Below are 21,971 nucleotides of genomic sequence, written 5' to 3'. Positions count from 1 at the left end.
GTGGTCGAACCGATGGAGGACGCACGATGGAACATCGATTGATCAATGCCATCGAAGCAGCGCTCGGCTGGAGTGGAGCCGAGGAGCTGGGCAAGGACTTCGTACGCGGGAGCATGGACGACCCCGCACTCGTCTCCCGCATCATGACCCCGAACCGCCTGCTCGACGTCGCGATGCGCAGGAGCCTGAACCGCCCGCAGTTCCGGTGCTTCCAGAAGGGCGAGGAGGTCCATCCGGCCATCTACTACACCGACAGCGTCAGCCCCCGCGGCCAGAGCATCTCCATGGTCAACATGCGCAGCCTGGGCAGGCTCCTGGGAGAAGGTGCGACGGTGATCATGGACCAGGCCAACGTCTTCGATCCGACCATGGAGGTCGCCTGCCGGGCCCTGCAGTGGTGGACCCGTGAGCGAGTCCAGGTCAACGCGTACCTGACCACGAACGACGCCTCCGGCTTCCCTCTGCACTGGGACGACCACGATGTCGTCATCGTCCAGCTGGCGGGTGAGAAGGAGTGGGAGGTGCGCGCGACCTCCCGCGCGGTCCCGATGTACCGGGACGCCGACCCCAACAGCACTCCGGGCGACGAGATCATCTGGTCCGGTCTGATGCGGACCGGCGACGTCATGCACATCCCGCGGGGCCACTGGCACCAGGCGACTCGGACCGGCAGCGGCTCCGGCAAGAGCCTTCACGTCACATTCGGCATCACCAAGCGCACAGGGGCGAGCTGGCTTGCGTGGCTGGCCGACTGGTGCCGCGAACACGAGATCTTCCGCCACGACCTCGACCGCTGGCACGGAACCGGCAGCGACGCTCTGACCGAGGCTGCCGCGCAGCTGATCAGCGAGCGCCCGCTGGCCGACTTCCTGGACGCATACGAGCAGGCGACGACACTGCCTCGGCACGTGCCGTTCCTCGACATACTCGGGCCGCTCGACGCCGTGGTGTGCACCACCCATTTCCCGCCTCAGCTTCAGGAGCACGGAGAGACCATCGACGTCGTGGCCTCGGGGAAGAAGGTCACCCTCGCGGCCAAGGCCCTGCCCGCCCTGCGTCTGCTGCTGAGCGGGCGGCCGGTCGAGCTGGAGCGGGCCGCGGCCGTCGTCGGGGCCGAAGTGACCGAGGTCGCCGAGATCCTGGTGAAGGAGGAGCTGTGCGCGGTGCTGACCCCCGAGTTGTGCTCGGGCTACACCGATCTCGTCACGAACGCCGTCTCCTGACCGGGGCGCTCGACCTCGGTGTCACGGCGCTCGACACCAGCACCAACTACCTCGGCTTCCGTTCGCATCAGGTCCTGGCGCGGACGGCCGGCGACCTGCTGCCGAAGTTCACGGTCTCCACGAAGGTCGGCTATTTCCCGGGGCCGGGTGGGGCGGAGCATTCCCTGGATCCCGTACGGCTGCACGAGGCCGTGGAGCAGGCGGCTGGGGACCTGGGACGGGAGCCGGAGCTGGTGTTCCTGCACAACCCGGAACATTCGCTCCGCGAGGCCACCGCTCACAGCCAGGAGGTGCTGGCAGAGGCGTGCGCTGCCCTCAACGACGCCACGGCCAAGGGCCTGTGCGCCGCCTGGGGCATCGCGTCCTGGGACCCAGCACCGCTGGTGAGCTTGATCGGCCCGACCGTGCCGAGGCCGACAGTCCTCATGACCCGCGTCGGCCTGCTGGTCGGAGCCAGAACGCTGGATGCCGCGGATGCCCTCACCAAGGCATACGACCTGGGCGGCCGGAAGGTGTGGGGGATGAGCCCCTTCGGGGGCAGCACCGGTGCCCCGGTGTGGGCCAGGATCGACCCACGCGTCTTTCTCCGGGATGGCGGCCGGCTCTCCCGCATGCAAGCGGCCTTCAGAGCTGCGTATCACCTCCCGCTGGTCGGATCCGTCGCTGTGGGCACCGATGAACCCGCCCATCTGGGCGAACTCGTCGGCGCCCTGGCTGGCGAAGTCGAGGAGCGAATCATCGAGGAGTACCGGAGTCTCCTTCGGGACCGCTCGCGTGGTCAGCCTGCCTGAAGCTCCTTGACGACCTGTTCGGCCATGCGCCGGGCGGGTTCCAGACGAGGGTCTTCCGGGTGCGCGTACGGTCCGAGGATCTTCGAGCAGGCGAACAACGTCATCAACTTGCCCTCGCGGCTTTCGAAGTCGGACCGGCGCTCGTGCCGTACGCGATCGGCCAGAGCCGGGACAGCAAGGGAACTCGCCCACAGCGAGGCCGAGTCCAGCCCCAGCGGCGCGTTACCCCAGTCCTCCCAGTCGAAGAGACTGAACGCCGGAGCGGTCATGTTGGCCCAGTTCAGATCCGCGTGGGCCGGCACCCACCGCTCGATGGCCGTATCGAAACTGTCGGAGAAGGCGCCGCGGATGGACTCGGTGACGAGGGCCTGGGTGATGGTGTCGGTGTCCGGTGTGGCTACCCGCCTCGTGCGCTGGGCCGCTAGCGCGTCCAACGAGGCGTTCAGCGCGTCCCACCACTCGTCCGGCAGCGCCGGGAAGGCACTCAACACGGCGCTACCGATAGGAGTTCCCGGAAGGAGCTCAGTTTCGTCGGCCCGCCACATCGCCAGCCCGTCCGCGTCCCGCCAGACCACGCATCCGTGCCAGTCGGGCTGGGCGATGCCTTCCAGACGCGCGGCACTTTCAGTGCCGTTCCACCCCTGGTCGGGGATCTTGTCGAGCAGGCGCCGCTCGATCCGCACCCAGGTGTCCCGGTCTGTTCCGGCCCCCACAGATCGACGCTTGCGCACCACCATATCCGGGAGCAAACGCACTTGCAGAGACCGCTCGACGCGATCAAGGACCTCGCCAGCCAGCTGCACTCGTAGATCAACAGCCTGACCCGTGGAGACCGAGAGCGTCATGCACGCGACCGTAGCAGTAGTGCGGAGGGAGGTATCCGGCGTCGAGGAACCGACGAAAGCCGCCGGCCACGTCCAGATCGTGGATACGACTGAATGAAGCCGTGCAGCCGGTGTCGTCAGCAGCGTGGTTGCCTCCGGATCTCCTCCAGGATCAGTGGCACGGTGCCCGTGATGCCGAATGCGCTGAGGGGTGCGGACGTCGCTGATGTATTTGGCGGTGGCCAGTTCCTTGCTGGCGGCAGCCTCGGCGAGTGGAACCTGTGCAATGTGGCCTGCCTGCGGGGCTGCAAACTCGTTATCGGAGGTCGTGCCGAACGCGGTGGCGCGGACATATTCCGGATCGGCGAGGGCCCAGTGGTTGCTAGCGTCGATTCCGTATCCCACCAACCGGATCAAAAGGATCTTCCTCATGCATGATGCCCGCGCCCTAATCGAAATGGGTGCCGAAGCGGTTCGTCGGCTTGCTCGTCGCGGTTACTCTCTGGACCTGTCCGAGCTGGAGTCCCTCCAGTCTCGGCGCAACCAGAACATCCGTTCGGCCGACGAGTTGCGGGCAGAGTCCAAGCGGGTGGCGAGTGAGGTCCAGCAGACGGACAAGCAGGGTGGCGACATCTCCAAGCTGAAGGAGCGCGCTCGCGAACTGAAGGACGAGATCCGGGAGATCGAGGCCGGGCAGGTGCAGGTCGAGGAGCAGCTCCGCGACCTCCTCCTCAGCATCCCGAACCTGCCGGACGACGCGGCCCCGGACGGCGACTCCGAGGACTTCGCGGTCGAGGTCCGCCGGGTCGGTACTCCGCCAGCTTTCCCGTTCGAGCCGAAGGACCACGTCGACCTCGGTGAGGGCATGGGGATCCTCGACTTCGCGCGGGCTACGAAGCTGTCCGGCCCGCGCTTCGCGGTCTCGCGCGGTGTCGGGGCAGCGCTGGAGCGTGCCCTGGCCACGCTCTTCCTCGACCTGCACACCCGTCGGCACGGGTACATCGAGCACGCCGTCCCGTACCTGGTCACCCGTAAGACGATGACCGGTACGGGGCAGCTGCCGAAGTTCGAGGAGGACCTGTTCAAGACCGGCGTCGCCGACCGCGAGCTGTTCCTGATCCCGACGGCCGAGGTGCCGCTGACCAACCTCTACGCTGACGAGATCATCCCTCCGGCCGAGCTGCCGCTGGCACTCACCGCGCACACGCCGTGCTTCCGATCCGAAGCCGGGTCGTATGGCCGCGACACCCGGGGCCTGATCCGCCAGCACCAGTTTGCCAAGGTTGAGATTGTCCAGATGGTCGACCCGGCGGACGCGGACCCCACGCTGGAGACGATGGTCGGCCACGCCGAGGCGTGCCTCAAGGAACTCGGCCTCGCCTACCGCGTCGTCAAGTTGGCCGCCGGTGACACGGGCTTCTCCGCCCAGCTCACCTACGACATCGAGGTCTGGATCCCGAGCCAGAACACGTACCGTGAGATCTCCTCGATCTCCAACTTCGGCACCTTCCAGGCCCGCCGGGCCAACATCCGGACCCGCGGCGAGGGCGGCAAGCCCAAGCTCGTCGCCACCCTCAACGGCTCCGGTCTCCCCGTCGGCCGCACCCTGGCCGCTCTCTTTGAGCAATGCCAGCAGCAGGACGGCTCCATCGTCCTGCCCGAATCGCTCGTCCCGTACCTCGGCTTCCGCCGTGTCTCGGTGGGCGGAAAACCGGAGGCATAACGTGCTCGTCGGCGTCTGCGACTTCCCTGGTAGCTACGCCTTCCACCAGTCGGTTGCGGCGGGATCGAACGATGGCTGTGGCCGGTCGCCGCAGGCGCCGACGTACACCTCCTAGGGCCGGGCTGGCTCACGGACCTGGAGAGTGACTGGATTCGTCGGCCGGTCCGCCTGGAGGACATCACCGCCGGATCGCTCGCCGAGCGCGAGCTTCGCGATACGGGATACGACCTCCTGGTCGTGGGGCACGAATACCTGTCCCTGTCGGCCTGGACACGCACGTGGAGCGAGCTGGACTGCGACGTCGCCACGTCCCAGCATTCCCCCGCCTTTCAGCACGCCGACGCGGCCTTCGATGGTAAGCGGTCACGGCTCTACTGCTACTAGCCCGAGATGATCGAGCGGTACGCAGCCCACGAACCGATCCCTGAAATCGCCGTCCACCTCGGCCTGGACGGGGAAAAGCCGTCGGCCGTCGCTGGCAGCGACCTCGTGTGGCTTGGCCGAATAGACGAAGAGAAGGCGCCTTACCTCGCTGTCTGAGCAGCCCAGATCCTCGGCCGCCGAATGCAGGTCGTCGGACCCGTCTTCCACGAGGTGTATGTACGGCGCCATGAACGTCTCTTCAGCGCGGACCACGTGAAGTGGCTCGGCGAACTCGGCGAACTCGGCGGCTCTTCCAAGACCGCCGCCATCCGTGACGGATCCGTTTTCGTCTACACCTACGCCCGTATGTACGGGGAAGCAGGCGCAGCCGTCTTCGGTGAGTCCCTCTGCGCCAGCACCCCCATAGCCGCGTTCACTTGGCGCGAAGGGGCCCTGCGCCGAGTCGGCTCTATGCGATCGGACGGGCGTGGTCACGGTGGCCGACCCCGCAGAGGACGACGAGACAGCGACGGAGCTTCTTCTCGCGATCGAGCAGGCCGAGGATCTCACCACACAGAGGTCCAAGAGGTCGGGATGCATCGCTTCGATCCGGCCCGCCACTTCACGGCGATGTCGACTCGGTCATGCTGACGAGCGGTCCCAGAGAACTACCGCTTGGAGCAGTGGAGGAGCGAGGGCTCCCCCTGCGGTAGGCGCTCGGGTGTCTGGCGCCCAAGTGCCTGCCCAGCTTACGACGGGAGCGGATGTGCACCCCAATTCGTGCGACGGCCGTTTCTGTCCCGGATGATCGCCGCTCGCCGCTCGCCGCCCCGGAGCCGGCAAAGAGCGTTCCCGCCTCCTCCTTCAGGGACGAAAGGGAGGCCGGATTATGTCTCAATGCGCCTCGCGATGAGGTGCTGCGACAAGAAGACCACCCGATGGGATGGGCACACACGGATGCTGGCTGCTCAGCCCCAACTCCGGTGGCAGATTCTCCCCTACACGTCGGTGGTTCGTCACCGCCGTTCGCCTCATGCCGCCGACGGCGGAGCAGGAGCAAGTCGTGAGATGCCCAAGTACCAACCAGGGTGCTGTTCGGGCTGATCCTTCTACGGACGCTGGCAGTCGGATCGTACGGAGCGGAACATGCCGCACTCCCACGGGGAGCGGCCTGCATCCCGCTGGCACGAGGCTTCGGCTTTCGGGCGCGTGTCACGCTCCCGCGGAGGCGGAGCGTGCTTTTCGCCCGGCGCCTGCCGGGAGAAAGACGATAGTCCCGTGGCCAACAAACGGCCTGATGGCGTTTACCCATACATCGGCACCGATACCTGGGCTAAGCACCTGGCTGACGCCGTCGAGAATACCTGCGAGCAGCACGGCGTTGTCCCGCCCCCGCGTACTGGGATCACCGAGGGCCTCGCCACCGCCCTCGGGGACACTGAGATCAAGAAGATCGTGGCCACCGTAGGTGGGAAGAAGGTCCTACGCCCCAACACGTGTCGGCCGGTGCAGGCAGGTGCCGACACGGTCCTCCTCCTCATCTGTGACGTTCACGGTGCTGCCGTGGTGCCCTGGGACCTCAACGACCGTACGGTCAGCTCCTGGACACCGCCCAGTCCGGAGGCAACGCAACGCGTCTCAGCTCTGATTGCCGCCGAAACGGCGCTGGAGAAAGCCGAGAAGGAACAGAGGATCGCCGAAAAGGAGCGCGACGCCCGCCGCCGCGCACCCGGCGACGAGACCTATGCCGCCGAGGCGCTCGCCGCCGCCGGGGAGAAATTCGTTGAGGCAACCCAGCAAGTAAGGGATGCCAAGCGCGAACGTGATGCCCTCCTGGCCGCGCTCGGGCACCGTCGGCCCCGCCCCGTGGTGCAGGCGGTGGAGGACAACGGCCAGCCCATGGCAGCCCTGACGCTCGCGGAGCAACCCTATGAGGTGGCCGTACACATCCAGCGCTACGCTGCGGCCAACCTGCGGCGGGCGGGCAAGACTCGAGGCTACGACCTTACTGAGTCCCTGGTCGCCTCAGGGCAGCTCACTCGCGGCATGAGCGTGCTGCAGCAGTGGCAGATCAAGACTGCCGACGGCACCTCTTCCAGCCTGTGGCGAATGGTAGCGGTGACCGCCAACAATCGGGCGCTGGCCCGCCTCGACATCTTCGGACTGCGTCCGGAACACCTGGTCACCGGCATGCCCCAGTCCCTGTGTCCGCTGCCGAAGGAGAAGAACGACCCGACTCTGCTGCTGCTTAACCAGCGCGAGATCCTCAACCGTGTCTCGGCTGGCCTCAACGAGGCCAGCGCCGCAGAGGAGACGGAGCCCGAGCACGCGGCCCAGCGCGCCGCCAAGGTCGCCACCGTTCCGATGGAGATCGTCATCGGCTGCAGCAAGCCGGAGGCGCTGGAGCACGTGCTTCGGGCCTTGAACGTCAACGACCATCTGCGCGGGATCCAGCCCTACGACGAAGATGCACGCCTGATCGCCCTGTTTGCCACGCTCGTCGACGCGTACGCCAAGGAGGGCCAGCTCGGCGCGGTGCTCGCCGACACCTTCCCCACTGCGCGGGGGGCGGAGCTGCTCGACTTGGGTGGCGTGCGCGATGCCCTGACCGCGAATGGACCGCTCGACCCACTGGCATCCCTGCTACCGCCAAGCGAGGAGGTCTCGCCGGTCACGATGCGAGATGCCGCCATCCGGGCCATCACTGCGCTCGTCTTCCCAGAGGTTCCTTCCGCCCCGCCGTCGACGGGGAAGCGCCAGGTCCGTGACACCGGATTGTTCTGGCCGATTGTGCAGGGAGCCCTCCAGGAGCCACCCTGGAGCCAGATCCGCGCCAAGGCCGCCGAGGCCCGCACGAGGCTGTGGTCAGCGGCCATCGCCCAGCTTTACCTGCACCGGGAAAATATCCTCTCGGCGCTGGGCCTGTTCGGAGTCCAGGAGGCCAAGGAAGGGTCCGGGCAGGACCCGAGGTCGCTGAAGGACCTCTTCCTCGGAGCCGACGCTGGCGACCCCACCGCGTGGGCCGCACTAGTCCGCCGGATGGCGCCGAACCTGATGCATGCTCCTGAGAGGCTAATTACACCCGGCCAGGGCAGCGAGGCGGGAGACAGCCGCAAGGGTGTCCGCCGAACCCCGTCCAGTGCCCTCGCGGCCCTAACGCTGGCGTACACCGAGCAGACCCCGCACGTCAGCAGGGCGCTCCTCCTCTCCTTCGCGCGGGCTGTGTTGGCGCATCCTGATGCGAGGGAGGCACCCGAGGCCCCCGAGGGGGGCCGGCCGGTCTGTTACGGCGAACGGTACTGGGACGACACAACACGAACCGCGATCGTGCCCGGAATGGTGCTCGTCCCGGACCTCGACGGCAGCCCCACCTCATTCGTCGCCGACAAGGCATGGTTTGACGAGACGTTCCCCGTGGAGTTGGGCCGCGCCACACCGCCCCATGCCGCTAGGGGCGCGAGCGGAGGGCCGTCGACTACCAGGGCCACTGATCCTGCCGACGGCAGCACCAGCGTGCACGAAGACGTGCCGGTAGACCCGCGCGATCAGCTGGCCAGCCTCCGAAGGGAGCTGCCGGCCCGTGTCGAGTTGGCTGAGGGCAGCTATCAGAGGGCAGTCGCTGCTGCCGATGCTTTGCTTGCCGACTTCGAGGAGGCCCGCCGCCTGCGCACCCAGCTGGGTGAGGAACCGCTGCCCGCCGACCAGCGGATCGCCTGGATGGAGAAGCTCGTGAAGGCGCGTGATGCCGCGCAGACCAGCGTGTCAGCCCTGCAACAAGTGGAGAGCCTGATCCTGCAGATCTAGGGGCGCCGCGGGTCGGCCATGGACCCGGCCTGCACCGTTCACCTCCATCATCTGTGACTCAACCGCTACCGCTCAGCGCCCGGCCCCTCCGACAGAGGGACCGGGCGCTGAGCTGTGCTTGGATCCACCGTGATCCCCGGCTGCTGGGTCATGCCCGGGAGCGGGCGGCTCGCGGGCTACCGTTGGCGGTGGCCCTCCTGTAGCCCTGGCATTACTGACGCCCACCTGGCGAAGGCCGTCGACAAGGCTCATCGCGCGGGCTAACCCGGCCGGTCCCAGGGGCTATCGCGCGCCTTCGGCGCACGTGGCGACTGCCTTCTGGAGGCCGGTGAAGTCGGTCTTCAGCGGGTTGAGGCGCTCCAGTCTGGAAAGCCTGATGGTCTTCTGGTTCGGGCACCGCTCGTCCAGGAGGCGGGTGGGCAGGACGTAGAAGGTCCACTGGTCCAGATCCAGGGGATCGAGGGTCTGCTTGTCCTGGTGGTGCAGCAGGCAGAAGACGTACACGTCCGAGCGACGCAGCACGTCGGCCGAGGTGGTGCCGGTCTGGGCGTCCCAGCCGGAGGCCGGTGCAATGGAGAACGAGATCTCCGACGGCTGGGACTGTGCCCACGACTGCAGGTACGCCGACGACTTCACCTCGACGCGCCACTTTTCGGGCGTACGGATATCAACCGTGTCCCATTCTGTGCGGGTACCGGCGGTGGCACCCAGCGCCGTGGCCACGAGGTATTCGGCCAGGACACCGCGCATGGTGTTGTTGGCCAGGTCGGAGCATGCCCAGCTCCAGAACTCGCCGAGTTGGCTTACGGTTTCGCCGTTGGCCCGTATCGGCTCGCTGCTGCTGCGGCGAGTGATGACCAGCGGGCCGAGATCGGCGTTGCTCATGCTGTCCTCCTGAAGACGGCCTGCAGCGAGTGGTGCTCAGCCTGACACCAGTCACTGACAACGGAGTTGGGCCCTCGCCGGGGCGTGGGCCGCAGTCGCCGGAAGCCGTTTGCCGACCTGGAACCAGTCCTCCGATTGACGTGTCAGGGTCCTCGGCATCAGCGCAGACCACCCTGCTTGTTGGCCGGGTGGTCACCGTGACCGATGCGGACCGGACGTCGGTGGTGTAACCGCAGGAGGGGTCTGCTCAGCGGCCTTCGGGGTGGACTGGGTGCGGGCAGCGCTGCTGCGGGCTTGTGCGGCACGGGCGAGAGGGCTGGGTGCGTGGCGTTCACCGAGGCGCTGGATGCGCCAGGTGAGGACTTCCGCAGGTGAGCGGGCATCGTCCAGCGGGCGTTGCCCGGCTGCTTGTTGGAGCAAGATGGCGGGGTCGTGGCCCGCGCGCTCGGCGTGCGCCAGCACGGCCGCCAGTGCGTCCCAGGCGGCCTCGCCGAGGACCTGCTCGGCGTAGGCGGGCAAGGCCGTGCGCAGGTGATCGGCGTATCGGCGTGTGACGTCGGCCGGTGGGTTTCGTTCTGCGAGCCGCGACAGCGGGACCGGCGCGGCCTGCCCGTACGCGGCCTGGAGGTGGAGCAGGGTCTGCTGGGCTGCGGCCACCTGCTGGTCGTGGTGCTGCAGAGCGCTCCTGCGGCGTACGGCGATGACAGCGAGGATTGCGGCGTCCACGAGCATGGCAACGAGGCCGTCGTCGGCGGGGTGGGAGCGCATGGTCTTCAGGACGCCGCGCAGCGCGCGGGCATGCTGATGGTCCACGCGGGCACGGGTGTTGACCGCGTACTCGAACGCGAAGGCCGCCTGGCGCAACTCGGCGCGGAGGTGGGCGGGGGCGAGGGCGGGCAGGGCGTAGAGGATCTCCCCGAACGCCACCAGATGCGCCGAGGCCGCGGCCGGGTCGTCCTGGGCGAGGTGGTGGGGGATTCGATCGATGGTGGCGGTGGCCTGGTGCCACGGGTTCGGCCGAGGCCGGCCTGCTGCTTGCGGGTCGGCGGGTTCGGTGGCGGCGAGGCGTTCTTGGATCTTGGGCAGGGACAGGTCGGTGGCGAGACTGGAGCCGGAGTACCAGATGGGCTCGAAGCCGGTGTTGGTGTCGTCGGGCAGGGCGACCTTGTAGCCCTTGAGGTCGCCGGAGGGCAGGGTGCGGGTTTCGACCTGCAGGCCCGCATCGGCGAGCAGGTTGAGGAACTCCTCCACGCTGTGAGCATGGGAGAGCGCCGTGCGCACCATGACGCGCAGCTGCTCGCGCACGGCCCGGTCGCGTCCGTTGCGGGCGGCCTTCTCGGTCTCCGCCCGGGTGGGGCGCTTGGCGGCGGGCCAGGTGTCACGGTCACGGTTGAACTGGTGGAGGCCGAAGTCGGTCTCGATCCGGGTGAGTTCTGTCATGGCGCGGTGGTAGTCGTTCCAGTTGCGCGGCGGACACAGGTCCCCGCGCATCTTGGTGGCGACGATGTGGATGTGGTCGTCCGCGTGGCGCACGGCGATCCAGCGGCAGCCATCCGGATCACCGTCTGGGGCGATGCCGGTGGCGTGCAGGACGCGGCGGGCGATGGTGGCCCACTCGGCGTCGGTCAGGGTGCGGTCCTCGGGTGCGGCGCGGAGCGAGCAGTGCCACACGTGTCCCTCCGGGACCTGGTCGCCGGCCTGCTTGACCCGCAGGTCGAGGGCCTTGACGAGCTGGTCCATGCGCTCCTTGTGGCCGGGGCTGTCTTCGGGGCCGGGGTCGGGGGTGAAGCCGTCCCAGGAGGCAACGATGTGCTGGTCGGTGTGAACGGTCGCCGTGCCCGGTCCAAAGAGGTAGATCAGCACGCCCCGGGTCTTGCTGCCCGGTTTGACGATGTTCGCGATCATGCCCGGCCCGTCTTCTGCCCGGCGGCCCGGAAAGCGGCATCGTCCACAGCCTTCACCGCGTCCTGGGCGGTGGCCAGGAGGCGTTCGGCCCGTTCCAGAATGGCGGCGTCCACAGGGTGTGGATCGCCGCCGGAGTTGAGGCGGCGGGCGATCTGATTAACGTTGGTGCCGATCCGGGCGATCTGGGTGCGCAGGGCGGCGAACTCATCGATCACGTCGTCGTAGACCGTGCGCTGGTCGGGCAGGTGCGCCTCGCCGTTGACGAAGGCCATGACGACCGCGCCGACCAGGTGCGCGCCGGCGATGCCCAACGCCTTGGCCTTGGCCAGAATCTTGGACTTCTCGTCGACGCTGTATCGCACATCGACACGCTTTTCGCGGCGCTCGTCATCACGCTCTCGGCGACGGGCGACACGGTAGAGCGCGGCTTCATCGGCAGCGCGTACAACAGCGGGCTGCTGCTCGGCGGCAGCGTCTTCGCCCACCCCCTCCTGCTCCGGCGCGCCCTCGCGCCGGAGCTTCTCCTCCGCCACCCCCGGGGCGGAGGAGTCTGCGTTGGACCGGCCCGTGGACGGTCCAACGCCATTGCTTGCTGCCGTCGAGGTGGGCGTGGTGATCTCCTTTTGGGCGTCGTGTAGTTCGTGGTGCGAGTCGTGCATTGAGCGGTCTTCCTTGGGCGTTGGGGGCGGTCTCAGTGAGGGTGGCCATTGGGCGCGGTCGGCAGCTCGGCCTTGACGGCGCGGACTACCTCTCCGGCGGTGTCGCTGGCCACGCTGTAGCCGTCCTTGCGCACGGCCTCCTCCAGCAGGTCACGGGAGAGACGTCCGTGCTCGCGGTAGAGGTCATGGGCGTACTTGTTGAGCAGGTCCCGTGTCGCACGCGGTTTGGAACCCGGGCGCTTCGACTCCGCCCGCGAGGCTGTGCCTGGATCGTCGCCCGGCGGCTCCTCGCCCGGTTTTGGTTCCGGCCTGTCGGCGGTGCGGGCGGGCTGTTGCGGGCGGTTTTCGGGCTGAGGTTGGGCTGCCCGGTCGGCGGCGTCATCGCCCGCGACCCGCGGAGCCGCCCCTCGTGCCTGGCGTGGAGTCGGGCCAGCGCGCGGGCAGCGGGATGGAGGCCAAGGCAGTGGCCTCTCGGCGGGTGGCGAGCTTGCGCAACAGCAGCTTGTCCTGGCGCTCGTCGCGATCGACGTCGGCCCGCTCCAGAGCCTGGTGCAGGCGGCGAGTGAGGCGCCTGCCTCGCCACTTGGTGCGCTTCTCGGGTTTCATGGCCTCTTCCCGGAGGATCAGGGTGACGGCCTGGTCGAGGGCGCGCTCGCGGATGATCCGGGCGGCGTCCGCGTCCCGGTCGGCGATCGAGAGCCGGGCCAGGAGCCGTTCGCGTGCCTGTCGGGCGAGGACGGCGGCCAGGCTGCGGGAGTCGGCGTGCGGGCTGCGGTTGCGCAGTTCGATCCCCATGGCCAGGTGCCAGAGCATGGCCGCCATGACCGGGCCGACGAAGGCGCGCACGGTTCCGCCGACCGGCCCGGATTCGGCATAGGCGGGCAGGATCTGCACGGCGGTGATCACCCAGGTGAGGGTGCCGGGCAGGCCGGGCGCCTGCTTCGGGCCGTTGAGGTTCTGCCGGGCGAGCAGGGCGGTGGCGAACAGGGCGAGTTCGGCGGCGGCGAACATCGCGGCGCGTTCGATGGTGCTGCCCATGTCGAGGTAGTCGGCGGCGAAGCGCCAGCTGGTGTCCGCGCTGTAGGCGGTGCAGCCGATCGCGGCGACGGCGGCGACCGGGATGGCGGCGGTGCCATGTCGCTGCCCGTTGTCGCGCTTGCGGGCGCGCTGCCACAGCCATCCAGCGGTCAAGGCGAGGGCGACGAGCAGGAATAGGGATGCCGAGGGCGAAGCGGTCCAGTGCGCCAGGGACGCAGCCTGGGACTTTGCGGCGCTTGTGGCCACGGTGCTGCCGGATGTCATGCAGGGGCTCTCCAAGGGCTCGCGCGCGAAAGGGCATGCCTGTGCGCGGGCGGGGTGAGGTGAGGGCGGGGAGGGGGACACGCGACTGCCGTCAGTCGACGGGCGCGGTGCGGCGTCGGTCGGGGCCGGTGAGGATGACCCGCTCGGTCATCTCGGCGAGGCGGGAGGCGACGCGGTCGCCGAGCGCGGTGCGGAGCTCGGCGGTGGGGAGGTTGGTGGTGATGAGGGTGGGGAGCATGTGCTCGTACCGGTGGTTGATCAGCCGGTAGGTGAGCTCCTCGGTCCATTCGCTGGCCTTGGCCGCGCCGAGGTCGTCTAGGAGCAGCAGCGGGCAGCGGGCCAGTGTCTGCAGTTCCCGTTCGCCGTCGTGGCCGGCGCGGGGGCGGAGGCGCGCGTGCAGGTCGGCGGAGGTGGTGGCCTCCCAGCGCAGGCGGACGCCTCGGGTGAGGAGGGCGCGGACGGCGCCGTACGCCTGGTGGGTCTTGCCCGTGCCGGTGGGGCCTGCGATCAGCAGCGACGGGCCCTCGGCGATGCCCGGTCCACTGGGGCCGGGGCGTCCGGCGTGGGCGATCTGGTCGGCCCAGGCGGTGATCTGGGGGTGGTCGGCCAGGGCGCGGCGGTAGCGGGCGGGGATACGGGCGTCGGCGAGTTCCAGGGCGGTGACGCTCTCGGGTGCCGGCTCGTGGGCGGCAGTGGCTGTGGGGTCGATGCCGCGGTTGGCGAGGATCGTGTTGAGCCGGTCGGCGAGCGGGCCGACGCGCTGGGGTGCGCGGGTGAGGGTGGCGGTCAGAGCTCATCTCCGTAGGCGGCGGCAACGTCGGTGGGGTTTGTCCACGTCCGGTGGGCGGCGGGTGTGGCGGGGGAGGCGGCGTTCATGACCTCGTGGACGAGGCTGGGCAGGACGCCCGGGGACAGGCCCTTGGCCCGGTGGCGGTCGAGGGCGGCCCGGAGGTGGGCGGGGGCGATGCCCTCGTCGAGCAGCTTGCGCACCTGTCCGCCGAGATGGTTCAGGAAGGCGCCCGGCGGGCGGTGGTTGCACGCGGCGATGTACTCGCCAAGGAGCTGCTTGGCCGAGACGGTGTCGGGCGCGTGGGCGCTAGCGCCCCCCGAAGGGATATCTCCTAGATCCACGGTCCTAGGTCCTAGATCCGGACGGTGAGACGTCACTGCTGCCTCACCGAGCGTTCCCTGATCCATCACGGAGGACTCCGTGAAGCGCTCCTGACCTGCGACTTCGCTATCCCGCCCGGAATTCAGCGCGGACTCACGGACGTCGCCGGAGCCCTCACTGAGGACTGCGTGAGGCGGCAGCGAGGATTCCGTGACACCGGCGCTCATGGCAGGCGCGGCAGCGCCTGAAGAGTCGTGAACCGGGCAGGCGGGGAGGCGGCTCTTGCTGGCCCGGTTGATCTTCTGATGCTGATGCCAGGTCACGACGTGCAGGTACCGCTTGTGATCCGGCCCCTTGTAGCGGCAGATCAGTCCGGCGTCGGCGAGCTGGGCGAGGTCCGTCTCGACATCGGAGGGGGTGTGTTCCGGGCGCAGCACCCACAGCTGCCCGGCGATGATCGCGGCGTGGTCGCGGTGGCGGCCCTGGTCGTCGGCCTGGGTGAGCAGGCCGAGGAAGGTGCGCTCGGCGGTCAGGGAGACGGCGGCCAGGGACTCGGAGACGAAGGCTTCGGGCTTGATGGTGCGGATTCGTGCCAAGAGCGGGGCGGTCCTCACTCGGTGGCCTGTGCGTGGACATCACGGCTCACCGTCGGTCGGGGCGGGAATCGAGAGGGTGTTGGCGCGTACGCGCGCCGGGAAGCGATTGCGTTTCCGGGGGTGTCGTCAACATAGCCACACCCCAGTTGCGCAAGTCCAGCCCTATCCGGCGCAATCTCTCACGGCAGAAAGGCCGCGAGAAATGGGGCTCGGTGGCGGGCGGGAGCAAAACCGTAAGGCACGATCCGCTGTTGACCAAATAGTTGCCCGGACTGCAGAGCCAGAAGCATCACACCGGCAAGCCGTTGACCATCCGCAGACAGGGAAGCAACAACACAACACCCCACGTCAGAGCCATGATCGACGCGCTGTTCCGCGCCCCTTCCCGACCCCGGGGAACCGCATCTCGGCGAACGACGCGAGCGCAACATAGATCACGATCGCCGGTTACCCAAACCGGCGAATGCACCTTTCAATTGGAGTCATGCCCCCACGCTCATTGGAAGTCGGACCCGCAGGAATGCAGGCAGCCCGCACCATCGAAATCCTCCGAACCGAACGCGGCCTGTCACAACGCCAGTTGGCTGGCCGCGTGACCGCCCTCGGCCACCCGATGTCCAACACCATGCTGTCCCGCATCGAACGCGCCCAACGACGATGCGATGCCGACGACCTCGTCGCGATCGCCGAAGCCCTCCTCGTCTCGCCTCTCGTGCTGCTGCAGGGGCCGACTGTCACGTGACGAGGGCCGCTCAGCACCGCTGACCGAGCACACTCCCACCAAGTTAGGACCCGCCCTTCTTGCACCACTCCGAGATACCCCCTGCCCTCGTGCGACACCTTCCCGGCACAGAGGGCGGAGCCCTCTTGCCCCGTCTCTACCGCCCCGAAGAAATCGCCGAAGCCCTCGGCTGTTCCGCCTGGTGGGTCAAGGACCGGGCCCGACGCGGACTCATCCCGCACACCCGCGTCGGCCGCGCCTATCGCTTCACCGCCGCGCACCTCGCCGAGATCGTCCGCCTCCACGAAGAGCGCCCGAAGCGATCCGTCAGAAGCGCGTCGGCGAGTCGTGCAGCGACAAGTCCTCCCGCTGCACGAACTCGTGCCGCCCGTCCTCCTGGGCCGACTACGGCCTCGACGCTAGGGCGTCTGCGGGCTCGACCGCCGCGCCGTACCCAGTAAGAGACCGTCGCGTAGCGCGCCCGTGCCCAGTCACAAGCCGAGAGCAGGGGAGAAAGACGGAAGTTGGGTTTCGCGGAGAAGCGCGGAAACTACTGGCGCGGCCGGTACAAGACCGCGCCCGGCAAGCACCTCACGGTGGTCGACGACAACGGCAAGGCGATCCGGTTCGCCACCAAGGGCGAGGCCCAGCGCGCCGCGAGCGAGGCCGAGAACAAGTACCGGCGCGGCGACTGGCGCGACCCGGCACTCGGCCAGGAGACCTTCGGCGAGTACGCGAACCGCTGGTACGAGGCCCAGGACCTGGCCGCCTCGACCATGCAGAACTACAAGCGCCACATCGAGGAGCACCTGCTCCCCGACTTCGAGGACAAGGCGCTCGCCGGCATCCTGCGCACGGACGTCGACCTGTGGGAGAAGAAGGAGAAGGCCGTCTACGCGGCCTCCAGCGTCAAGACTTGGCGCTCGACGCTCCACCTGATCTTCGAGGACGCGATCGACGAGGGCCTGATCACCTCCAACCCGGCCGCCAGACGGCGCGGACGCGGCAAGCGCGCTGGCCGCTCCCGCGACCGTGGCCCGGAGAAGGTGGTCACTGACCCGCTCGGCATCCTGCTGACCGCGGAGCGCGCTGCCCTGCTCTCCGGCCGTGACGACGAGTTCGTCGCCGTCGTCCTCAAGGGCTACACCGGCATGCGCTGGGGCGAAATCGTCGGCCTAGAAACGGAGTTCGTCCGCCCCGGTGCCTTCCGCGTCGAGTGGCAGCTCTATGAGCTGGACACCGGCGAACTGGTGCGCTGCCCGCCCAAGGACGACAGCTACCGCACCATCGACTCGATGGACTGGCTGTCCGCCCTGGTCTTCAACCACGTCGCCCGCACGAAGCCGGCGCCCTGCTCATGCCACGGCAGGACCTACGTCTTCCGGGGGCTGGGAGCCGCTCGCACCGGTGGCCACCAGGGCGCGAAGCTCGTTGACGTCGCACGCTTCGCAGAGGTGTCCACGGGGACAGTGTCCAACGTCCTCAACCACCCCGACCGCGTGCGGGAGGACACCCGCGTCCGCGTCGAGCAGGCGATCGCCGACCTCGGTTTCGTGCGGGGCGGCACGACCACTGAGCACGCGGCCCACTGGCGCAGGAACGGCTTCGGCACCTGGCTGTTCACCCCGGCGGTCTCCGGCTGGTACCCGAAGAAGGCACCGCAGGAGGCCCGGCCGGTGCCGATCCTCGGTGAGCCGTGGCCCGGTATCCCGGCACGCGGGCGCGGCGCGAGTCAGCGGGCAGACGCCTGCTGGCTCCCGATCGCCAAGGGCCTCACACCCCACGGCCTACGCCACACTCACCGCACGATGATGGAGGACCTCGGCACTGAGAAGGTCCTCATGGACGAGCGCATGGGCCACATCGACGGCTCGGTCTCGGCGCGCTATGCCCACGTCACACTGGGCATGCGCAAGCGCCTCATGCTCGGTCTCACCGAGCAGTGGGAGATGGCACTCGACGCTCGCCTCGCGAGGCGCCCGACGTCACCGGTGCGTGTGCTGGATGATCTACTGCGCGCACGCTAGTAGGAAACGAGGGCTCGTCGCTCGGGACTCTCAATTGCCCCGAGCGACGAGAACCCGGTCAGGGAGTGCTCCGTAAGCGGAGCACTCCCTGACCGGCTTTCAGCGCAACCAGTTCGCTGCTCCCATGGCAACGGCCGTCATCGTGCTCCCGAGTGCCAGCAACTTGAGCGGTGCGCGATCAAGTGTCACGTGCAAGGGGCCGCAACGAAGCTCGAAGGCCGGCGTGCGTGAGGGCGGCTCTGACTGGTAGACCGCTTGAGCGTCAGGAACCACGTGAGAGTTGAGGTGCTTGGCCATGGCCTCTCCGATTCTTCGGGCCTACGGCGCATATCGACCGCAAGCAAGTGGGTTGCCCGGTGATTCGAGCGCGCCCACCTTCGAGCAGCTGCTACTTAGCACCGCAAGTCAATCCGCCCGCTTTCCGGCCTTGCTGTCGAGGCTGGTCACTTCCTCTAGGCCAGGTCATGCAGGCGTGACCTGCAGTTTTGTTCTCCTCTCTGTGGCTTCGAGTCGAGTAGCCGAGCACATCAAACTTTCGAAGTCCGCTCTGCGACGGGCCCGTTGCGACAATCACGGTTGTCCTCACCGGGCATGCTGTGACAACTACGGTTGTCCCCATGCGTTCAGTGAGCGATGACGAGTTCTGGTTCGATTCGGACGCCATGGCGGATCCGTGGCGTCCGCCTCATGCTGCCGAAGCAGCCTGGATGCAGGACCAGTTGAGGGAGCTTGCCTGCAAGATCGCGGGTCGGATCTCGGCGCGTGGTCAGGAATGCCTGGTCAACGGACACGAACCCTCTGCTATGGCGGAGTTGTTCGCAGACTGGCAGCTCGCCTACCTGCATGCCCTGCGGCGGGTGCATGAAGCCGCTGAGGCGCTTGCCGCAGAGGCTGCGCTGATGGGCGGGGGAATGGGCGCTACCTATGGCCATCTGGGATCTGCCTGGGGGATCTCCAAGCAGGCAGCGCGTAAGAAGTGGCCCGGCGCGGTCGATGACGGCTCGGGGCAACCAGAGAAGATCACGGTGGAAAGGTACGGCGGGGTTGCCGAGATCACATACCTTCCAGACCGGTGTGCTTGGGGCTGGACTGCTCACGGCGACGATGGAACACACCGGGAGGCGGAGGAGGTGTATACCGTCCGGTGGATAGCCATGAGTGCGGCCGAGGACTTCCTTCGTGATCACGCCGTGCCTTGGGGGGGCGTCGATGTTCCGCATGCGCTTGGCGATCCGAAGGATTGCTGGTGCTGGGATGACGACGCCTGGGCGCAGGAGCCGAGCAGCGACACGTGACGGCGGTTCCCTCGGTGGAGCTGTGCAGGGGGACTGATCCCTCTTTCGGGTCCGGCTCCCAAATGGCTCCCAAGAGTGCCCCAGAAACCCAGAAGGGGCCCGACCCGCAAAGCGGATCAGGCCCCTGACCTGGTACTTCCCTGTCGGGGTGGCGGGATTTGAACCCACGACCTCTTCGTCCCGAACGAAGCGCGCTGCCAAGCTGCGCTACACCCCGATGTCGCTGCTGTCGCGGCGACGTCGTTTACTTTAGCCCACTGGTGGCTGGAGACGAAATCCGGTTTTCGTGCGGTGGCGGACGGGGTTCGGGCGGGCGTGGTCGAGGGCGACCAGGAGCACGGCCAGGGCGTAGATGGAGAGGCCGAGGAGGAGGGCGTTGCCGAGGACGCTCTTGTAGCCGTGCTGGGCGACGTCGAGGAACGGGTAGAGGTAGCGGCCCGGCGTGCCGGGCGGCAGGTACTCGCCCCGGGCGAAGGAGAAGGCCAGGTAGGCCAGGGGGTAGAGGAGCCAGGTGGTGGCCTGGCGGAGGTGCAGGCGGCCGGAGGGGGTGAGGAGCAGCCAGTCCAGTACGGCCGCTGTCGGGACCGCCGTGTGCAGGATGTGGTCGGCGATCGACTGCAGCAGCGTGGGGTGTGCGTCGCCGGTCATCGTCGTCGTCATCGCGAACGGGCTCGACGCGTCCGCCAGGAGCAGGTGGTGGACGAGGGCCGCGGTCAGCACGTAGAGGAGTGTCGCGCCCGTCACGGCCGACGGCAGGGGGCGGCGGGCCGTCCAGGCTCGGCGGGCCGAGATCGTGAGGACGACGGCCAGCAGGATGCTGCTCTGGATCGTGAAGTGGCTCAGCACCCGGGGCGGGCTGCCGAGGAGCAGGAAGATCGTTACGCCGACCGCCACCGTCAGCGCGGTCAGGAGGCGGAAGGCAGCGGTCACGGGGCGGCGTACGGGGGGTACCACCGCCGTGGCGGGAACCGGGGAGGGCAGCAGCCCGGGCACGCCCGGGATCGCGGGGAGATCCGGGATGTCCCTGGGTATCGGGGCGGTCATGCCCTCACGCTAAGCAGATCGGGCAAATGGGGCATTGCGGGTGGGCTGTGTGGGTTACGTCGACCGGTGTCTGCCGGTGCCTTGCCCTTGCCCGGTCCTTGTGGCTCGTCTGCCTTGCCCCGGCGACTCCGGCGGCCCTGGCGCCCTACCCCCGCCCCGGCGACTCCGGCGACCCCGGCGCCCTACCCCCGCCCCACCAACGTCATCAACGTAGCTTCCGGCGGACAAGCAAACCGCACCGGCGTATACCGATTCGTCCCACACCCCGCCGACACGTGCAGGTAGGACGTCTGGCCCTCGGAGGTGTGCGTCGACAGGCCCTTCACCCGGTCCGTGTCCAGGTCGCAGTTGGTGACCAGGGCGCCGTAGAAGGGGACGCAGAGCTGGCCGCCGTGGGTGTGGCCGGCCAGGATCAAGGGGTAGCCGTCGGCCGTGAAGGCGTCCAGGCTGCGCAGGTACGGGGCGTGCACCACGCCCATCGAGAAGTCCGCCGACGACGACGGACCGCCCGCCACTGTCGCGTAGCGGTCCCGCTTGATGTGCGGGTCGTCCACGCCCGTCATCTCCACCGTGACGCCGTCGACCTTCAGCATCCCCCGCGTGTTCGTGAGGTTCAGCCAGCCCGCCGCGTCGAAACCGTCCCGCAGGTCCTCCCACGGGTTGTGGACGACGCCGACGGCGGGCGCGTTGCCGTTCAGGCCGTGGCGGCCCTGGGCCTTCTCGATCAGATAGCGGGCGGGGTTGCGCAGCTTGGGGCCGTAGTAGTCGTTGGAGCCGAAGACGTACGCGCCCGGGAACTCCATCAGGGGCCCCAGCGCGTCCAGCACCTCCGGTACGCCCTCCGGGTCGGAGAGGTTGTCGCCGGTGTTGATCACGAAGTCCGGGCGCAGGCCGGCCAGCGAGCGCAGCCAGCGCTGCTTCTTGCGCTGGCCGCCGACCATGTGGATGTCGGAGACGTGCAGCACGCGCAGCGGGCGCATGCCCGCGGGCAGGACGGGGACGGTCACCCGTCGCAGGCGGAAGGAATGGGCCTCGAACCCGGCCGAGTAGACGAGACCGGCGGCCGCGACCGCCGTGATGCCGAGGGGTACTCCGTATCGCGCGCGCATACGCCCATCGTGTCAGACGCTGTAGCGCCCCCGCGCCCGACCGCCCCTTAAATCAACGGGCGTCCAGCCGTGCACACCTGCGACAATCGACCCCATGACCACGCTCAAGTCGAAGCTGCAGGAAGACCTCAACGCCGCGATCAAGGAGCGCGACGAGCTCCGCTCCTCGACGCTCCGGCTGACGCTCGCCGCGATCACCAAGGAGGAGGTCGCGGGCACGGAGAAGCGCGAGCTCTCCGACGAGGAGGTCACGAAAGTGATCACCCGCGAGGCGAAGAAGCGGCGGGAGGCCGCGGACGCCTTCGCGCAGGGTGGTCGCGCCGAGTCGGCCGAGCGGGAGAAGGCGGAGGGCGAGGTGCTCGCCGCGTACCTGCCCAAGCAGCTGTCCGACGAGGAGCTGAACAAGATCGTGGCTCAGGCGGTGGAGGAGGCGAAGGCCGCCGGCGCGGAGGGGCCGCGGGCCATGGGCGCGGTCATGAAGATCGTGAACCCGAAGGTCGCCGGCCTGGCGGAGGGCGGCCGCGTCGCAGCGGCGGTGAAGAAGCTCCTCGCGGGCTGAGGCGGCAGCCGCCGGCCACCGCGACAAGCC

Annotated in this window: 19 protein-coding genes and 1 tRNA gene; 9 read left to right on the top strand and 11 right to left on the bottom strand. The window is 68.5% G+C overall.

The window, feature by feature from the left end; all coding sequences use genetic code 11:
• Nucleotides 1-26 precede the first annotated feature (26 nt).
• Together SSP24_RS24020 and SSP24_RS24015 are read left to right on the top strand one after the other, a co-directional pair.
• A complete protein-coding gene (locus SSP24_RS24020; protein WP_141311763.1) occupies nucleotides 27-1,223 on the top strand; it encodes a JmjC domain-containing protein in 1,197 nt (398 codons plus the stop codon).
• Nucleotides 1,157-2,014, top strand: coding sequence for an aldo/keto reductase (locus SSP24_RS24015; protein WP_141311762.1), 858 nt, complete (start codon nucleotides 1,157-1,159; stop codon nucleotides 2,012-2,014). The genes SSP24_RS24020 and SSP24_RS24015 overlap by 67 nt, the downstream gene beginning before the upstream one ends.
• Here the strand turns inward: SSP24_RS24015 and SSP24_RS24010 are convergent.
• Nucleotides 2,002-2,859: a hypothetical protein gene (locus SSP24_RS24010; protein WP_141311761.1), complete on the bottom strand. Its 858-nt coding sequence runs from the start codon at nucleotides 2,857-2,859 to the stop codon at nucleotides 2,002-2,004. The genes SSP24_RS24015 and SSP24_RS24010 overlap by 13 nt on opposite strands.
• 409 nt (nucleotides 2,860-3,268) lie before the next feature.
• On the opposite strand from SSP24_RS24010, the gene serS reads away from it, so the two are divergent.
• Nucleotides 3,269-4,561 carry a serine--tRNA ligase gene (gene serS / locus SSP24_RS24000; RefSeq protein WP_141311760.1) on the top strand — a complete coding sequence of 431 codons (1,293 nt, stop codon included), beginning with the start codon at nucleotides 3,269-3,271 and terminating at the stop codon, nucleotides 4,559-4,561.
• Nucleotides 4,562-4,924: 363 nt separating this feature from the next.
• Here the strand turns inward: serS and SSP24_RS42975 are convergent, their stop codons facing one another.
• Entirely contained in the window at nucleotides 4,925-5,524 is a 600-nt protein-coding gene (locus tag SSP24_RS42975; protein WP_189986326.1) for a hypothetical protein, read from the bottom strand.
• 678 nt (nucleotides 5,525-6,202) lie between these two features.
• Between SSP24_RS42975 and SSP24_RS23990 the strand changes: the two genes are divergently transcribed.
• Complete coding sequence (locus SSP24_RS23990; RefSeq protein WP_141311759.1) at nucleotides 6,203-8,728, top strand: hypothetical protein; 2,526 nt, start codon at nucleotides 6,203-6,205, stop codon at nucleotides 8,726-8,728.
• Nucleotides 8,729-9,010: 282 nt separating this feature from the next.
• On the opposite strand, the gene SSP24_RS23985 is transcribed toward SSP24_RS23990, so the two are convergent.
• From SSP24_RS23985 to SSP24_RS23960, 6 genes are all read right to left on the bottom strand, one after another.
• Complete coding sequence (locus SSP24_RS23985) at nucleotides 9,011-9,613, bottom strand: hypothetical protein (protein WP_141311758.1); 603 nt, start codon at nucleotides 9,611-9,613, stop codon at nucleotides 9,011-9,013.
• Nucleotides 9,614-9,805: 192 nt separating this feature from the next.
• Nucleotides 9,806-11,518: a relaxase/mobilization nuclease domain-containing protein gene (locus tag SSP24_RS23980; protein ID WP_141311757.1), complete on the bottom strand. Its 1,713-nt coding sequence runs from the start codon at nucleotides 11,516-11,518 to the stop codon at nucleotides 9,806-9,808.
• Entirely contained in the window at nucleotides 11,515-12,177 is a 663-nt protein-coding gene (locus tag SSP24_RS23975; RefSeq protein WP_141311756.1) for a MobC family plasmid mobilization relaxosome protein, read from the bottom strand. Before SSP24_RS23975 ends, SSP24_RS23980 begins: the two co-directional genes overlap by 4 nt.
• 378 nt (nucleotides 12,178-12,555) lie before the next feature.
• Complete coding sequence (locus SSP24_RS23970; RefSeq protein ID WP_308794429.1) at nucleotides 12,556-13,479, bottom strand: hypothetical protein; 924 nt, start codon at nucleotides 13,477-13,479, stop codon at nucleotides 12,556-12,558.
• Between the two features lie 91 nt (nucleotides 13,480-13,570).
• A complete protein-coding gene (locus SSP24_RS23965; protein WP_141311755.1) occupies nucleotides 13,571-14,269 on the bottom strand; it encodes an ATP-binding protein in 699 nt (232 codons plus the stop codon).
• On the bottom strand, nucleotides 14,266-15,186 hold the full coding sequence (locus SSP24_RS23960) for a hypothetical protein (protein ID WP_141311754.1): 921 nt from the start codon (nucleotides 15,184-15,186) through the stop codon (nucleotides 14,266-14,268). Before SSP24_RS23960 ends, SSP24_RS23965 begins: the two co-directional genes overlap by 4 nt.
• A gap of 484 nt (nucleotides 15,187-15,670) precedes the next feature.
• On the opposite strand from SSP24_RS23960, the gene SSP24_RS23955 reads away from it, so the two are divergent.
• From SSP24_RS23955 to SSP24_RS23940, 4 genes are all read left to right on the top strand, one after another.
• Nucleotides 15,671-15,928 carry a helix-turn-helix domain-containing protein gene (locus tag SSP24_RS23955; RefSeq protein WP_141311753.1) on the top strand — a complete coding sequence of 86 codons (258 nt, stop codon included), beginning with the start codon at nucleotides 15,671-15,673 and terminating at the stop codon, nucleotides 15,926-15,928.
• An 89-nt stretch (nucleotides 15,929-16,017) separates the two neighbouring features.
• A complete protein-coding gene (locus SSP24_RS23950) occupies nucleotides 16,018-16,368 on the top strand; it encodes a helix-turn-helix domain-containing protein (RefSeq protein WP_167529679.1) in 351 nt (116 codons plus the stop codon).
• Nucleotides 16,369-16,431: 63 nt separating this feature from the next.
• Entirely contained in the window at nucleotides 16,432-17,934 is a 1,503-nt protein-coding gene (locus SSP24_RS23945) for a LacI family DNA-binding transcriptional regulator (protein WP_141311751.1), read from the top strand.
• A 617-nt stretch (nucleotides 17,935-18,551) separates the two neighbouring features.
• The gene (locus tag SSP24_RS23940) at nucleotides 18,552-19,229 is read left to right on the top strand and encodes a hypothetical protein (protein WP_141311750.1); all 678 of its coding nucleotides are present in this window, start codon (nucleotides 18,552-18,554) and stop codon (nucleotides 19,227-19,229) included.
• A 143-nt stretch (nucleotides 19,230-19,372) separates the two neighbouring features.
• On the opposite strand, the gene SSP24_RS23935 is transcribed toward SSP24_RS23940, so the two are convergent.
• The 3 genes from SSP24_RS23935 to SSP24_RS23925 all read right to left on the bottom strand — a co-directional run bounded on the left by SSP24_RS23935 (nucleotide 19,373) and on the right by SSP24_RS23925 (nucleotide 21,382).
• Nucleotides 19,373-19,446, bottom strand: a tRNA-Pro gene (locus SSP24_RS23935).
• Between the two features lie 32 nt (nucleotides 19,447-19,478).
• Nucleotides 19,479-20,273: a Pr6Pr family membrane protein gene (locus tag SSP24_RS23930; protein ID WP_141311749.1), complete on the bottom strand. Its 795-nt coding sequence runs from the start codon at nucleotides 20,271-20,273 to the stop codon at nucleotides 19,479-19,481.
• Between the two features lie 182 nt (nucleotides 20,274-20,455).
• Entirely contained in the window at nucleotides 20,456-21,382 is a 927-nt protein-coding gene (locus tag SSP24_RS23925; RefSeq protein ID WP_141311748.1) for a metallophosphoesterase, read from the bottom strand.
• 94 nt (nucleotides 21,383-21,476) lie between these two features.
• Between SSP24_RS23925 and SSP24_RS23920 the strand changes: the two genes are divergently transcribed.
• Nucleotides 21,477-21,941, top strand: coding sequence for a GatB/YqeY domain-containing protein (locus SSP24_RS23920; RefSeq protein WP_141311747.1), 465 nt, complete (start codon nucleotides 21,477-21,479; stop codon nucleotides 21,939-21,941).
• Nucleotides 21,942-21,971: the final 30 nt, after the last annotated feature.

The sequence above is a fragment of the Streptomyces spinoverrucosus genome (assembly GCF_006539505.1).
In the GTDB taxonomy this organism is placed as follows: Bacteria; Actinomycetota; Actinomycetes; order Streptomycetales; family Streptomycetaceae; genus Streptomyces; species Streptomyces spinoverrucosus.
This window is presented reverse-complemented; position numbering and strand designations above follow the sequence as displayed.